Origin of the sequence: Cedecea sp. P7760, from assembly GCF_013386425.1 — a bacterium.
GTDB lineage: Bacteria > Pseudomonadota > Gammaproteobacteria > Enterobacterales > Enterobacteriaceae > Cedecea > Cedecea selenatireducens.
The window spans coordinates 1-13,607 of sequence record NZ_JACARU010000095.1 but is presented as its reverse complement, the minus strand read 5'-3'; the positions used below and the strand labels follow the sequence as shown (position 1 = coordinate 13,607).

General features: G+C 53.8%; 13 protein-coding genes and 2 pseudogenes. 10 read left to right on the top strand and 5 right to left on the bottom strand.

The window, feature by feature from the left end; genetic code table 11:
• Positions 1-4: 4 nt before the first annotated feature.
• Positions 5-2,971, bottom strand: a complete 2,967-nt coding sequence (locus HX778_RS24400; RefSeq protein ID WP_176983317.1) for a Tn3-like element ISPa38 family transposase — start codon at positions 2,969-2,971, stop codon at positions 5-7.
• Positions 2,972-3,129: 158 nt separating this feature from the next.
• Here HX778_RS24400 and HX778_RS24395 point away from each other — a divergent pair, with 158 nt between their 5' ends.
• The 7 genes from HX778_RS24395 to HX778_RS24365 all read left to right on the top strand — a co-directional run bounded on the left by HX778_RS24395 (position 3,130) and on the right by HX778_RS24365 (position 6,161).
• On the top strand, positions 3,130-3,420 hold the full coding sequence (locus tag HX778_RS24395) for a nucleotidyltransferase family protein (protein ID WP_001247892.1): 291 nt from the start codon (positions 3,130-3,132) through the stop codon (positions 3,418-3,420).
• A complete protein-coding gene (locus HX778_RS24390) occupies positions 3,417-3,818 on the top strand; it encodes a DUF86 domain-containing protein (RefSeq protein ID WP_001293886.1) in 402 nt (133 codons plus the stop codon). Before HX778_RS24395 ends, HX778_RS24390 begins: the two co-directional genes overlap by 4 nt.
• The gene (locus HX778_RS24385; RefSeq protein WP_000215515.1) at positions 3,808-4,164 is read left to right on the top strand and encodes a cupin domain-containing protein; all 357 of its coding nucleotides are present in this window, start codon (positions 3,808-3,810) and stop codon (positions 4,162-4,164) included. The genes HX778_RS24390 and HX778_RS24385 overlap by 11 nt, the downstream gene beginning before the upstream one ends.
• A gap of 254 nt (positions 4,165-4,418) precedes the next feature.
• The gene (locus HX778_RS24380; RefSeq protein ID WP_003100858.1) at positions 4,419-4,745 is read left to right on the top strand and encodes a hypothetical protein; all 327 of its coding nucleotides are present in this window, start codon (positions 4,419-4,421) and stop codon (positions 4,743-4,745) included.
• Entirely contained in the window at positions 4,742-5,242 is a 501-nt protein-coding gene (locus HX778_RS24375) for a hypothetical protein (protein ID WP_003100856.1), read from the top strand. The genes HX778_RS24380 and HX778_RS24375 overlap by 4 nt, the downstream gene beginning before the upstream one ends.
• The gene (locus HX778_RS24370) at positions 5,239-5,610 is read left to right on the top strand and encodes a hypothetical protein (protein WP_003100853.1); all 372 of its coding nucleotides are present in this window, start codon (positions 5,239-5,241) and stop codon (positions 5,608-5,610) included. Before HX778_RS24375 ends, HX778_RS24370 begins: the two co-directional genes overlap by 4 nt.
• Positions 5,604-6,161: a recombinase family protein gene (locus HX778_RS24365; protein ID WP_003100847.1), complete on the top strand. Its 558-nt coding sequence runs from the start codon at positions 5,604-5,606 to the stop codon at positions 6,159-6,161. Before HX778_RS24370 ends, HX778_RS24365 begins: the two co-directional genes overlap by 7 nt.
• Before the next feature lie 32 nt (positions 6,162-6,193).
• Here the strand turns inward: HX778_RS24365 and HX778_RS25345 are convergent, their stop codons facing one another.
• Positions 6,194-6,325 carry an SMR family transporter gene (locus HX778_RS25345; RefSeq protein ID WP_218167262.1) on the bottom strand — a complete coding sequence of 44 codons (132 nt, stop codon included), beginning with the start codon at positions 6,323-6,325 and terminating at the stop codon, positions 6,194-6,196.
• Positions 6,326-6,859: 534 nt separating this feature from the next.
• On the opposite strand from HX778_RS25345, the gene nhaA reads away from it, so the two are divergent.
• The gene (gene nhaA / locus HX778_RS24355) at positions 6,860-8,041 is read left to right on the top strand and encodes a Na+/H+ antiporter NhaA (RefSeq protein WP_004194048.1); all 1,182 of its coding nucleotides are present in this window, start codon (positions 6,860-6,862) and stop codon (positions 8,039-8,041) included.
• Positions 8,042-8,716: 675 nt separating this feature from the next.
• Positions 8,717-8,830 carry a hypothetical protein gene (locus HX778_RS24350; RefSeq protein WP_013087254.1) on the top strand — a complete coding sequence of 38 codons (114 nt, stop codon included), beginning with the start codon at positions 8,717-8,719 and terminating at the stop codon, positions 8,828-8,830.
• 256 nt (positions 8,831-9,086) lie between these two features.
• Here the strand turns inward: HX778_RS24350 and HX778_RS24345 are convergent.
• Positions 9,087-9,975, bottom strand: a pseudogene (locus tag HX778_RS24345) (IS3 family transposase); the annotation flags it as partial.
• Here HX778_RS24345 and tnpA point away from each other — a divergent pair.
• Positions 9,970-10,221: pseudogene (tnpA, locus tag HX778_RS24340) on the top strand (IS200/IS605 family transposase); the annotation flags it as partial. The pseudogenes HX778_RS24345 and tnpA overlap by 6 nt on opposite strands.
• Before the next feature lie 79 nt (positions 10,222-10,300).
• Here tnpA and HX778_RS24335 read toward each other — a convergent pair.
• Positions 10,301-12,562, bottom strand: coding sequence for an ABC transporter permease (locus tag HX778_RS24335; protein ID WP_013087252.1), 2,262 nt, complete (start codon positions 12,560-12,562; stop codon positions 10,301-10,303).
• On the bottom strand, positions 12,555-13,550 hold the full coding sequence (locus tag HX778_RS24330) for an HlyD family secretion protein (protein ID WP_044157362.1): 996 nt from the start codon (positions 13,548-13,550) through the stop codon (positions 12,555-12,557). The genes HX778_RS24335 and HX778_RS24330 overlap by 8 nt, the downstream gene beginning before the upstream one ends.
• Positions 13,551-13,607: the final 57 nt, after the last annotated feature.

Sequence of the window (13,607 nt, the reverse complement as noted above, 5' to 3'; positions counted from 1 at the left end):
CACGCTAAGCCGGTTGCAGCGGCCGTAGCGGCCTGAACTTGCCCGCGCCGATCTTGGCGCTGCTGCGCCAGAGGTAATCGCCGGTCAGGTTGATGTGCTCCCAGCCGAGCGGCGACAGGTACTGCAACAGGCCGTCATCGACGGCTTGACCGTGGCCACGCAAGGCGTTCGCGGCCCGCTCCAGATAGACCGTGTTCCATAGCACGATGGCCGCCGTCACCAGGTTGAGGCCGCTAGCCCGGTAGCGCTGCTGCTCGAAGCTGCGGTCGCGGATTTCCCCCAGGCGGTTGAAGAACACGGCGCGGGCCAGCGCGTTGCGCGCCTCGCCTTTGTTCAGCCCGGCATGCACGCGGCGGCGCAGCTCGACGCTTTGCAGCCAGTCCAGGATGAACAGTGTGCGCTCGATGCGTCCCAGCTCACGCAGGGCGACGGCCAGGCCGTTCTGGCGCGGGTAGCTGCCAAGCTTCCTGAGCATCAGCGAGGCCGTCGCCGTGCCCTGCTTGATCGAGGTGGCCATCCGCAGGATTTCATCCCAATGGGCGCGGACGTGCTTGATGTTGAGCGTGCCGCCGATCATCGGTTTCAACGCCTCGTAGGTGGCATCGCCCTTCGGGATGTAGAGCTTGGTGTCGCCCAGGTCACGAATGCGCGGGGCGAAGCGGAAGCCCAGCAGGTGCATCAACGCGAAGACGTGGTCCGTGAACCCTGCCGTGTCGGTGTAGTGCTCCTCGATCCGCAGGTCGGATTCGTGATACAGCAGGCCGTCGAGCACGTAGGTCGAGTCGCGCACGCCGACGTTCACGACCTTGGTGTGGAACGGCGCGTACTGGTCGGAGATATGGGTGTAGAACGTCCGCCCTGGGCTGCTGCCGTATTTCGGATTGATGTGGCCGGTGCTCTCGGCCTTGCTGCCGGTGCGGAAGTTCTGGCCGTCCGACGATGACGTGGTGCCGTCGCCCCAATGCCCGGCGAAGGGATGTCGGAACTGCGCGTTGACCAGCTCGGCCAGTGCCGCCCCGTAGGTTTCGTCGCGGATGTGCCAGGCTTGCAGCCAGGCCAGCTTGGCGTAGGTCGTGCCGGGGCACGATTCCGCCATCTTGGTCAGGCCCAGGTTGATCGCGTCGGCGAGGATCGTGGTCAGCAACAGGTTTTTGTCCTTGGCCAGGTCGCCTGACTTCAGGTGGGCGAAGTGCCGGGTGAAGCCCGTCCATTCGTCTACCTCCAGCAGCAATTCGGTGATCTTGACGTGCGGTAGGATCATCGCCGTCTGGTCGATCAGGGCCTGTGCGGTATCGGGCACCGCCGCATCGAGCGGCGTGATCTTCAGGCCCGACTCCGTGATGATGGCGTCCGGCAGCTCGTTGGCCAGCGCCATGCGGTTGACGGTGGCGAGCTGCGTTTCCAGCAGCGTCAGCCGGTCATGCAGGTACTGGTCGCAATCGGTGGCCACGGCCAGCGGCAATTCGCTGGCCTGCTTGAGGCTGGCGAATTTCGCGGGCGGCACCAGGTAGTCCTCGAAGTCCTTGAACTGGCGCGAGCCTTGCACCCAGATGTCGCCGGAGCGCAGCGCGTTCTTCAGCTCCGACAGCGCGCACAGTTCGTAGTAGCGCCGGTCGATGCCGGTGTCGGTCATCACCAGCTTCTGCCAGCGCGGCTTGATGAACTCGGTCGGCGCGTCGGTGGGCACCTTGCGGGCGTTGTCGCTGTTCATGCTGCGCAGCACCTCGATGGCGTCGAGTACGTCCTTGGCGGCGGGCGCGGCCCGCAACTTGAGCACGTCGAGAAATTCCGGCGCGTAGCGGCGCAGCGTGGCGTAGCTCTCGCCGATGCGGTGCAGGAAATCGAAGTCCTCGGGTTGCGCGAGCCGCTGCGCTTCGGTGACGCTCTCGGCGAAAGCATCCCAGGACATGACGGCCTCGATGGCGGCGAACGGATCGCGGCCCGCTTGCTTGGCCTCGATCAGCGCCTGGCCGATGCGCCCGAACAGCCGCACCTTGGCATTGATCGCCTTGCCGGATGCCTGGAACTGCTGCTGATGCTTGTTCTTGGCGGCATTGAACAGCTTGCCCAGGATGCGGTCATGCAGGTCGATGATTTCGTCGGTGACGGTGGCCATGCCCTCGATGGCGAGCGCCACCAGGGTCGCGTAACGCCGCTGCGGCTCGAACTTCGCCAGGTCGGCGGGCGTCATCTGGCCGCCCTCGCGGGCGATCTTGAGCAGCCGGTTCTGGTGAACCAGCCGCTCGATGCCGGAGGGCAGGTCGAGCGCCTGCCACGCCTTGAGGCGTTCGATGTGTTCCAGCATGTGCCGCGAGTTCGGTTTGACCGGGGATTGCCGCAGCCAGGCCAGCCACGTCGTCTTGCCGTTGTCGCGGCGCTTGAGCAGATCGTCGAGGCGACGGCGATGCACGTCCGTCAGCGGCTCAGCCAAGGCGTCGTAGAGACGCCGGTTGGCGCAGGTAATCGCTTCGGCGCTCGCCCGCTCGACGGCGTTGAGGGCGGGCACAATGACCGACTGCCGCCGCAGGTGCTCGATCAAGGCTCTGGCCAGCACGATGCCCTTGTCGGTTTGCATGGCCAGCTCGGTCAGCAACTGGACAGCCTGCCGGTAGTGGCCAATCGTGAACGGCTGGAAGCCGAACACCGTTTGCAGCTCGACCAGGTGCTCGCGTCGGGTCTGCTCACGCTGCCCGTACTCGTCCCAGCTTTCGATGCCGACCTTGAGCTGGTTGGCGACCAGTCTCAGCAATGGCGGGAACGGTGGCTCATCAGCGCCAAGGATGACGCCGGGAAAGCGCAGGTAGCAGAGCTGCACCGCGAAGCCCAGCCGATTGGCCGGGCCGCGCCGCTGCCGGATGATGGAGAGGTCGCTTTCGCTGAACGTGTAGTGACGGATCAACTCATCCTTGGTGTCCGGCAACGCCAGCAGGCTTTCGCGCTCGGCGGCGGAGAGGATCGAACGGCGGGGCATGCGGTTTCCTTCTTCTTGAAAACGTAGGTTTGTGACAAGCCCGCCAAGGCAACCGGCGCGGCACGGGAATCAAGGCATTGCGATTCTCGAAAATAGTTCTTGAAATTCTATTCTTGATTGCATATCATCTCAACGAGTTTCGATAAGAAAGGATGCGCATGCGACCGTCTGTTGTGCTTGACATGAAGCGAAGCGCAGTGCGTGAAGCGGTAGGCCGCTTTCGCGCCGCGAACCCGCGCGTCTTCGGCTCGGTGCTGCATGGCACCGACCGGGATGGCAGCGACCTCGACCTGTTGGTCGATGCGCTGCCCGGTGCCACGTTGTTGGACTTGGGCGATTTGGAAGAAGAACTGAAATCGCTGCTCGGCGTTGACGTCGATCTGCTGACTCCCGGCGACCTGCCGCCGAAGTTCCGGGCCAAGGTGCTCGCGGAGGCGCAACCGATATGAGCGAGAACCGCCTGCCCGATTACCTCGACCACATTCAGCAGGCCGCAACCGATGCGCGCAGCTTCGTGGAAGGGATGGCCAAGGACGACTTCTTGGCCGACAAGCGCACCCAGCAGGCCGTCATCATGAGCCTGATCGTCATCGGCGAGGCGGCCACAAAGGTGATGGATGGCTACGTCGAGTTCACCCAGGCGCATGCCGACGTGCCGTGGCGCAGCATGCGCAATATGCGTAATCGCATGGCTCACGGCTATTTCGACATCAACCTCGATGTGGTGTGGGAGACGGTACAGGAATGGCTGCCGGCGTTGCTCCAGCAATTGCCCGCCGTGCGTCAGGATGCCGACGATGAAGACCGTAACGACAACTGTGAAAGAGGGATCTCCGATGACTGTTGAATCGAGAATATTTTCTGTAGCCGAGTATGTTCAGCCGTCCGAAGGCGAGCCTATTCGTTCCGTTGTGCTTGAAACCCGAGACTCAATTATCGTGGTTTGGCATGTCCATCCCGGGCAGGAAATTGCGGCTCACATTCATCCTCACGGCCAAGACACGTGGACTGTTTTGTCGGGAATGGCTGATTACTTTCAGGGCAATGGGATTGTTCGTGCCCTCAGGGAAGGTGAGATAGCCGTGGCAAGACCGGGCCAAGTGCACGGGGCGCGAAATACAGGTACCGAGCCATTTGTGTTAGTCTCGGTTGTGGCATCAGCCAATGCCGGTTTCGTATTGGCTGAGCGATAGAGCCCAATCTCTGGAGTTGGTCCAATGAGCGGTCGGGGAGATAGGTAACAGACATGCAGCGGACACGGCTGCTAAACCAGGTCGCAAACCTCCTTGCGTCGCAGCGTGCCGCAAGCGACGCGATCAATCGAATGGGGTCGGCATGAGACTGAACACCATCCAGTTCCCGACCGCGTAGCCGCCTGTCCTGCCGATCAGGTCTTGACCATCGACGCCTGGGATCAGTCCTGAATGTTCTTGGAGACCACTACGTTATGAGCCGCAGCCGCCGCAAAACACCCATCGTCGGGCACACGACCTGCGGCAGCGAGCGCGAGGACAAGAAGCTCTGGCATCAGCGCTGGCGCACCCGTGAGCGCACGGCGCTGACCAGCGCGTCGCCCGAAGCCCTGAGCGCCCATCTGCCCCTGCTGGAAAACCAGGCCAGCAGCGTCTGGTCGATGGGCAAGGATGGCCGCTCCTACTGGCCCGTCAAGCGCCAGGCCGCCACGGCGGATCGCATCGCCAATCACAAGGGACGCAACCCGCAAGAACGCGCCTCCCTGAAAAAGCGCCTGCTGCGCAAGTGGATGAGCAAATGAAGCTCTCCTTCCATCAGCACATTGCGCTGTTCTGGATGATCGGTGCTCCGGGCGTCTTCGCGCCCGTGATCGAGAACGCCAAGCGGCCCGATGCCGGCGCCGTCATGGCGTGGGGTGTCGCGATCGTGGCGGTGATGATCCTCTTCACCCCTTTGCTGCTGCGCTGTCCACCATTCCGGCGCTGGTATGGCCGGACGGATGCGCTGTCGGAGCGGCAGCGCCAGGCGCTTGCCGAGCGCGGCCTGCGCCGCTACTACCAGACCGCTTTCGATGACGGCTACGTGCCCCGCGTGATGCCCTACGTGTGGCGCATCATCTGGACGGTCGGCGGGTTGATGGCTGTGACCGCCGTACTGCCTACCAACACCGGACGGCCAGCCTTCGATGCCTTGGTGGTCTTCTCGACCTGGTATCCGATAGGCGTGATGCTGCTGGTTTTCGCGTCGAGGCCCCTTGGCCGGTTGATTCGCCAAAGAGCACAGGAGCGGCGGAAATGAGCACGTCAACCATCGAGGCGCTGGCCAGCGCCTGGGCAAGGATTGCCGAGGAAGCGGAATTCCCCGCTGACTACGAGGGGACTGCCACACCACAAGCGCATCGGGCTAGCGAAGCTATTCAGGAGCAGATTCGGGAGCGCATCGTCGCCACCAACGACATGCGGCTGTTCAGCCTGCTGCACCTGCTGGGTCAGGCGTCGCTGCGCATGGAGCAAGCGCTGTGGCCGGAGGATTACGAGCGGATGACGCGCGAGGTTGAGGAAGCCCTGCGGCAAGCCACCGACGCCAACGCCAGATCGTACACCCACGAAGAAGTGATGCAGGCGATGCAGGAACGCATCGACCGGGCGCGAGACAAGCCATGTTGATTGGCTATGCGCGCGTCTCGACGCAGGATCAGAACCTGGAGCTGCAACGCGAAGCCTTGAGCAAGGCCGGATGTAAAAAGGTCTTCGAGGACAAGGTGAGTGGCACGCGGGCAGACCGGCCTGGCTTGGCCAAGACGCTCGAAATGCTGCGCGAAGGCGATACTTTGGTCGTCTGGAAGCTCGACCGGCTGGGCCGGTCGGTCAAGCAACTGGTCGATCTGGTCGGCGATCTGCACAAGCACGGTGTCCAGTTCAGGAGCCTCACCGACTCCATCGACACCGGCACACCATCCGGGCGGTTCTTCTTCCACGTCATGGCGAGCCTTGCCGAAATGGAGCGCGAGCTGACCGTCGAGCGCACCCGCGCCGGGCTGGAAGTCGCCAAGCAGCTCGGCCGCAAAGGCGGCCGCAAGCCGAAGATGACCGACAGCAAGATCGAGTCGGCCAAGAAGCTGCTGGCCAGCGGGGTGCCGCCCAAGGACGTGGCCAAGAACCTCGGCGTGTCCATTCCGACGCTGTACCGCTGGGTGCCAGCCTCCACGCACGCTTAGCGTGCTTTATTTTCCGTTTTCTGAGACGACCCCTACATGCTCAGGCAAATGAAAACCGCGCAAAAAACACCTGGCCATAACCGGGTGAACCCGTCGGTCCGCGGAATGGCCGCCGCGTAAAAGATCTCACAGCATCCGGCAAGCAATAAATATATCCAGCCCAAAACTTCTGGCCTCAGTGTTAACGAAATGCGCCATTTTGACCTGTGGTATGTCTTTTCTGACAGCCATTCGTCACCGGCATGGACGGATAATTATCCATCAGCTGCTGTTCAGGCTTTTCAGGATAATGCGGCTCAGAGCAGCATCTGTCTGCAAACGGTGTCCTGTGTAATCATTTTCCATCACTACCCGTGTCAGTTTACGTTGCCAGCTCTTACTGACAGATACTATTTACTGACACGCGGCGGATAGTAAATTTCAGCCATGTTCTGGAAACAGACTGAGCAAATTTCTCAGAATGGAAACGCACCCTAGCCCCGCCAAGGCTTCGCTTTACGATAATTTACCTGAAGGCGGCCATTTACCTGACGGTGCATGATAAAATGTAACCACAGACCGACCGAATTTAACTTATTAATTTAATTATCTAAATTTCTTACATCAGTCAATCAGGCTGTGCATTGCATTTTTGGAGTGCACAGTCTCTGGGTTGCCTGATTCACAATTCGTAAGTCAACATCTCAGGGGGAGATTAAGTGACAGAAAACCCAATCGGATTAACCAGAAAAGTTATCAAGCCCGTTTCTAATTTTTTCAGTTCACCTGTAGCGGGCGGTATTGTGCTTATTATTGCTTCGGCAGCCGCTATCATCGTGGCCAATTCGCCCCTCAGGGAAGGTTATGAAACACTCCTGAAATACAAAACAGCAGGCCTGTCCGTTGAGCACTGGATAAACGATGCCCTGATGGCCGTATTCTTTATGATGGTCGGGCTGGAAATCAAGCGTGAGCTTGTCACCGGCCAGTTAGCCACCTGGAGCCAGCGTGCGTTGCCGGGCTTTGCCGCACTGGGTGGTCTGGCCGTACCTGCCCTGATTTACGTGGGGTTTAATGCCGGTCATGACGAAACCCTTTCCGGCTGGGCCATCCCGGCGGCCACGGATATTGCTTTTGCGCTCGGTGTACTCGCCTTACTGGGCAGTCGTGTGCCAGTCTCGCTAAAAATTTTCCTGTCGGCGCTGGCTATTCTGGATGACATGGGGGCGGTGGCTATCATCGCGCTCTTCTATACCAGCAACATTTCGCTTCTGATGCTGGGTGGTGCAGCGGCAATGGTTGCTCTGCTGTTTAGCCTGAACCGTGCCGGCGTGACGCGCCTGCTGCCCTATCTGCTGACGGGGGGAGTACTGTGGTTTTTCATGCTTCAGTCAGGCGTGCATGCCACCGTCGCGGGTATCCTGCTGGCGTTCTTTATCCCGCTGCGAACCAGGAATGCGGCTGATGAAGTGCCTCTGGACAGGCTTGAGCATGCCATCAACCCCTGGGTCACGTTTATGATACTGCCGCTGTTTGGCTTCGCCAATGCGGGCGTCGCGTTGTCGGGCATGACGATGAATGACCTGTTGTCGCCGGTTCCGGTAGGCGTGGCGCTGGGCCTGTTTTTGGGTAAACAGGCAGGTATCTTTGGCCTGTCGCTACTGGCCGTCAGCCTGGGCCTGGCGAAACGACCAGAGAAAAGTACCTGGTTACAGGTTTATGGTGTCTCGGTACTGTGTGGGATTGGTTTTACCATGAGCCTGTTTATCGGCAATCTGGCCTTTACAGGCAGCCCTCTGCTCGTTGATGAGGTCAAGGTGGGGGTTCTGGCAGGGTCCATACTGGCCGCTCTGGCCGGTATTTTGATACTGCGCTTTGCGCCTTCTAAGCAAGTCAGGTAACGTATTATCTACAGGAAAATCCCCGTGATAACGGGGGTTTTTTCACACTGTCAGTGTATATTCTGAAGAGAAAATTGAAATTATTTAATTTTATTATAAATAATTACCTTTCTATCTTTCACATTTTACAGGCGGAGCCCTGTTCAGATAAGTCAGGATGAACGCTGGCATATCAGTTAAAATATTATGTTATTCAAATAAATAGTCGGCTAACGTGGTTTTTTACACGACTGGCCCTCTAACCCCGGATAAAAATACCCGGTCAGTGTCCAGGGCGCCCTTCCAGGGGTCAGTTTGGAGATCGGAAATTTTTGTACGTTAAGCGCATTATTTAACCAATCTTGGTTCGTAAGGGGTTGATTTTGCGTCAGTGGCTATCGCTTTTAAGTTGTCGCTCTTGCAGTATCGCATTTAGGTTATCCGATTAAGGTCAAACCTCTGAAAATGCCGTATAGCGCGGGAGTACACCCTATTGCTATAGGTAAGTCTGTTCAAAAAACAGGCTTACCGTACAATAATTCTCTATATCCAAACTGACCCCTGGTAGCTCCCTCGTGCGCTCTCCTGTTCCTGCCTTTCGGTTTACCGGTGTCATTCCGCTGTTATGGCCGCGTTTGTCTCATTCCACGCCTGACACTCAGTTCCGGGTAGGCAGTTCGCTCCAAGCTGGACTGTATGCACGAACCCCCCGTTCAGTCCGACCGCTGCGCCTTATCCGGTAACTATCGTCTTGAGTCCAACCCGGAAAGACACGACTTAACGCCACTGGCAGCAGCCATTGGTAACTGATGATGTGCGAGAGATTTAGAGAGTACTTGAAGTGGCGGCCTGACTGCGGCTACACTGAAAGGACAGTTTTGGTGACTAGTCTCGCACAAGACAGTTACCTGGTTAAGCAGCCTGCAAGCTGGCTTAACCTTCGATAAAACCGCCCTGCAAGGCGGTTTTTTTCGTTTACAGAGCAAGAGATTACTCGTAGGTAGAGAGGATCTCAAGAAGATCCTGAACCGCCCCGGTTTTCCGGGAGAGTTTTTAGTCCGCGAACTCAGGCTGCCATAGCTCCGTTTCCGATGGAAGCATAATACGCTCTTTCGGCTTCAGCCGGGGGGATGTGACCGAGCCGTTCCAGTAGTCGGCCGCTGTTGTACCAGTCCACCCACGTCAGCGTCGCCAACTCAACCTCTGCTCGGCTTTTCCAGCTCTGTCTGTGTATCACCTCCGCTTTGTACAGGCCGTTGATGCTTTCCGCCATCGCATTGTCGTAGGAGTCGCCTGAGCTGCCCGTCGAGGCCAGTAAGCCCGCGTCCTGCAGACGTTGCATGTACGCCAGCGACACGTACTGCGAGCCCTTATCCGAGTGATGGATGGTGCCGGAAGGGCGACGGGCCCACAGCGCCTGCTCCAGCGCATCCAGCACGAACGTGGTTTCCATCGATGACGACACTCGCCAACCCACGATGCCGCCGGCAAACACATCGATGATGAACGCTACATACGCGAACCCCTGCCAAGTACTCACGTACGTGAAGTCTGCTACCCACAGCTGATTGGGACGCTCTGCCACGAACTGACGGTTTACCCGGCCGCCTGCCGCAGCTTCTTTCCTGCTGACCATGGTTCGTACTTTTTTCCCGCCGCACGCCGGTAAGCCCCATGCTTTTCATCAGTCGCGCGATGGTGCATCTGACCACGCTGAAGCTTTCCCGTTGCAGCTGGTGCCAGACCTTACGAACTCCATAGACACTGTAGTTTTCGTCGTACACGCGCTGTACCTCCAGCTTCAGCTGGTCATCACGCCGGTCACGCTGACTGCGTTTTTCCGGATGCTGACGTTGGTTCTGGTACCGGTAGTATGTCGACGGGGCGATATCCAGCTCATGGCATACCGGTCCGACTCCGTGACTTACGCGGAGGGTATCGAGCAGCGGCATCATGTTCACATGTGCATCAGCATTCCACCAAAGTATTCGGTATCGACAATCGTCGGCTATCTGAAGGGGAAAAGTGCGATAGCGATAGCCCGGCAGTTCGGCAGAGGAAAAAACTTCACTGGTGAAGTTTTCTGGGCACGAGGATATTTTGTTTCAACTGTAGGCCTGGATGAAGCCACGGTCAGGGCTTACATACGCAAGCAAGAGCGAGAAGACGAACGTTACGACCAGATGAATCTGAACGTATAACAGGCGCCTTGGGCGGCTCATGGTTTGTCGGCGCCTTTGAGGCGCTCACCCTAAAGCCTCCGGCTCTGCCGGAGGATACTTACTTCTGCCAAACTAGACGATACATAGCAAGTAAAAATAATATAATTGCTAGCAAAGATATTTTTATTATTACGGGTGCCAACTCATAGATACCTGCCCCCTGAGAGTTCAGCATAGTAAACCCACTTATCATTGTACTTGATGGGAAAATCACCATCGTTTTCACAACCCATTCAGGCATATTAAATGTAGGAAACGAGGCTCCTGACGCATAAAAAATAACCATCGAGGTAGCCGATAGGATCTGCATTGGACGGTTGATGTTATCCAGAAAACTACCAATCAACATCCCCATTGAACTTACTGCCGCAGAAAAAAGAACAATCAACAAAACCTGTAAAAACATACTTCCTTCATTGGGATACCCTTGCAAATAATAAACCCAACCAAACACAAAAACCGCTCCAAAAAAACCAACCATAAACAACCCAAAAAACGTCCCGATAAACTGAGATGAATTAATTTTTGTTAAACCGATACTATTACGCAATGCAATAAGCATAGAACTGGTAAAGATAAGTGTTTGCTGAAGTATTATAATAAAAACCAGCGGCATAATAAAAGATTCGTATCCCAATGTTGGATTATATAGAGGAAGAGGAATGATGTTATTAGTAGCTTTAGATGTTAATCTATTAACATCCGTCGTAGCGTTTATTGCATTAGTCACTGCCGTTCTCAAATCGGCAGCAACAGCCATATAACCGCCTGATAGGTGCACATCGATCCCTGCGTTCTCTCCTCTGATAAGATTCTTTTTAAAATCATTATCAATAGCTATCACCGCGGAAACTTTTCTGTTTCGCAATAAAATTAATGCATCAGACAGAGAACTATCAACCTGGGTAACATCAATTTCACGTGTGGTTTGCAGATTATCGATCAGATTACGTGACAATGATGATTGATCAAAATCAACTACCGCAACGGGAAGTTTGAGGTTAATTTGTGCCTTGTAGGCGCTTGGATAAAAAACACTATAAAGAATCAATGACATAACTGCCGTTGAAAATATAGGTTGACATTTTCTTATTGATTTAACAGTACTAATAAAACTCTGTAAAACACCATCGAGTTTTACATTCTCCTGAAAGACTACCGGCTGTTGACTATAATTACGTCTTGCAAGAATAATAAAAGAAATAGTTAAAGGAATGATAATATAGAGTGACAAGATACCAAATTGGGAAAAACTCGTTGTGATATAACTGCCAAGATTGACCTGCTCTAACTGTATTCGGTAATAGTGGGTGAATGGCTGAAAATTACTCCAGAATTTAGCCCAACCATTGGCATTCAAAATAGAAAGCGTACCATCTGAGTAGGTTAACGCAGCACTAGCATATACCGTTGAGATACTTAAAGCTGTAAGTACATTTCGCGTTATTGAAATAAACATAATGGCGATAGATGCAGTAAGAAGACACAACATAAACATCGCCAGAATTAACAACCATGAATTACCTAAAATTGGCCAACCCCGCCCCACTACTTGCCAGACATTGAATATTAATCCCCAAAGAAAAATGATGGTTATATATGGTAGGCAACGGGAAGCAATCTGAACTGATAAATATATTGTTTTTTTCTTAATCCAATCGTCACAGAGATTACCTTCTTCAAAAAAACGTCCGATAGCGCAAATTACAGCGCTGCTTAGAACTATACTCAGCAACACCGGCACTGCAATTGGGGTCAAGAATCTTTCATAGCTATTTTGTGGATTGCTGATACTGATTACTTGTATATTTGGCATTGAGTTGCCCGTACCTTTATGCTCAACACCCAGTGACTTCCTGTTATTTATTGAGTTAAAGGCATCATTCACCGCTGCCTGCAAACCGATAAACGCAGCATTACCAGTTGTTCTTAACTGCCCGTTATAACGAATTACGACCTTATTATCATCCTGACGGATAGTTGATCCAGATGCACCTCGGGGGATCTCTATAAAAGCATAAATTTTCATACTCTTCATCAGGCGTTGAGCCAGGGAAATATTGTCCGTTGTTTCTATTAACTCAATACTCTTCGATGCATCAATATTTTTGATTATTTCCCGACTCAATGATGAATGATCATAATCTACCAGTGCGACAGGTATTTTCTCAGGCACACCAGAACTGAAGATAGCGATGACAAAAGTTAATAAAAACACCGGCACAATAAACAGTAAGATTTTCATGTAGCGGTCATGATAGATGAAATTAATTTCATCTATCAATGAAGCTGAAAAGTCTGATAAAGTATTATTAGTCATTATCAAAAGGCCAATCAAAAATAACAGACATCCCCGGGCGCATTCCTTCTATTTTATTCATCGGATGTAACCGTACTTCAAATGTTCTGACGTCATAACCGCTTGACTGACGAGTCGCTCTCCATGTGGCAAAATTTCCTTTGGGGTTAATAAAAAAAACACGGAATTTAACATTTTTATATTTCAATGCAGGAATCGCCCCTTCAATCACATCACCTATTTTTAATGCGTTAAAACGGTCTTCCCGTAAATTAATAGTTACCCAAAGATTATTTAAATCAATCATGCTGAATATAGGTGAGCCAGCAGAAACAAGTTCTCCCGGATTAGCAAAGCGCTTGGCAATTTCTCCATCATTTTTTGAATGAACACTCAGCTCTCTGACCAAGGAATCCGCAGACTCAAAAGCCGCCTTGGCTGAATTTACATTAGCATCAGCAATGCGAATATCCTCTGCCCTGTTACCCCGTTTGACTTGCATATATTGCTCATAGGCAGCATTAGTTTTCTGCCTAGAAATCTTATATCTCGCAATGGCATCATCACGTTCTTGGGCAGAAACAGCCTTACTACCATCATAGAGTTTTACTACTCGATCCGTGGATAACTTTATGTTTTTTTCATCTGCTTGAGCACTTATCCAGTTAGCTTTTAATGACTCAATATACTCTGTACGCTCTCCGTTATATGCCTTTTCCTGACTAGCTACAGCCGCAGCTAATGCTTCCTTTGCTTGCAGGGAATTCTCAGTAATTTGCCTGTCATACAAACTGACTAAAGCCTGCCCGTTACGGATGCTGTCTCCTTCTCTGACATGCAAGCTATCAACTCTTGCTGTAACCTTACTGGTTATATTAATTTCATCTGTATCAACAATGCCTTCTAATATCTCCGGCCCTGAGGAGTGAGATAAAATAAACCCGGCAGATAACACCATTATTATAACAATAAGTATGGCTATCTTAATTTTTTTATTTTTTATCGTCATGCTATTTTCATCCTCAAGCTCCGTCTATCTCCTTTAGGGAAGGTGCGAACAAGTCCC

Bases quoted from the DNA above. Each gene is read 5' to 3' on its own strand.
- HX778_RS24400 (WP_176983317.1), bottom strand. From the start codon at position 2,971: ATGCCCCGCCGTTCGATCCTCTCCGCCGCCGAGCGCGAAAGCCTGCTG.
- HX778_RS24395 (WP_001247892.1), top strand. From the start codon at position 3,130: ATGCGACCGTCTGTTGTGCTTGACATGAAGCGAAGCGCAGTGCGTGAA.
- HX778_RS24390 (WP_001293886.1), top strand. From the start codon at position 3,417: ATGAGCGAGAACCGCCTGCCCGATTACCTCGACCACATTCAGCAGGCC.
- HX778_RS24385 (WP_000215515.1), top strand. From the start codon at position 3,808: ATGACTGTTGAATCGAGAATATTTTCTGTAGCCGAGTATGTTCAGCCG.
- HX778_RS24380 (WP_003100858.1), top strand. From the start codon at position 4,419: ATGAGCCGCAGCCGCCGCAAAACACCCATCGTCGGGCACACGACCTGC.
- HX778_RS24375 (WP_003100856.1), top strand. From the start codon at position 4,742: ATGAAGCTCTCCTTCCATCAGCACATTGCGCTGTTCTGGATGATCGGT.
- HX778_RS24370 (WP_003100853.1), top strand. From the start codon at position 5,239: ATGAGCACGTCAACCATCGAGGCGCTGGCCAGCGCCTGGGCAAGGATT.
- HX778_RS24365 (WP_003100847.1), top strand. From the start codon at position 5,604: ATGTTGATTGGCTATGCGCGCGTCTCGACGCAGGATCAGAACCTGGAG.
- HX778_RS24350 (WP_013087254.1), top strand. From the start codon at position 8,717: ATGCACGAACCCCCCGTTCAGTCCGACCGCTGCGCCTTATCCGGTAAC.
- HX778_RS24335 (WP_013087252.1), bottom strand. From the start codon at position 12,562: ATGACTAATAATACTTTATCAGACTTTTCAGCTTCATTGATAGATGAA.
- HX778_RS24330 (WP_044157362.1), bottom strand. From the start codon at position 13,550: ATGACGATAAAAAATAAAAAAATTAAGATAGCCATACTTATTGTTATA.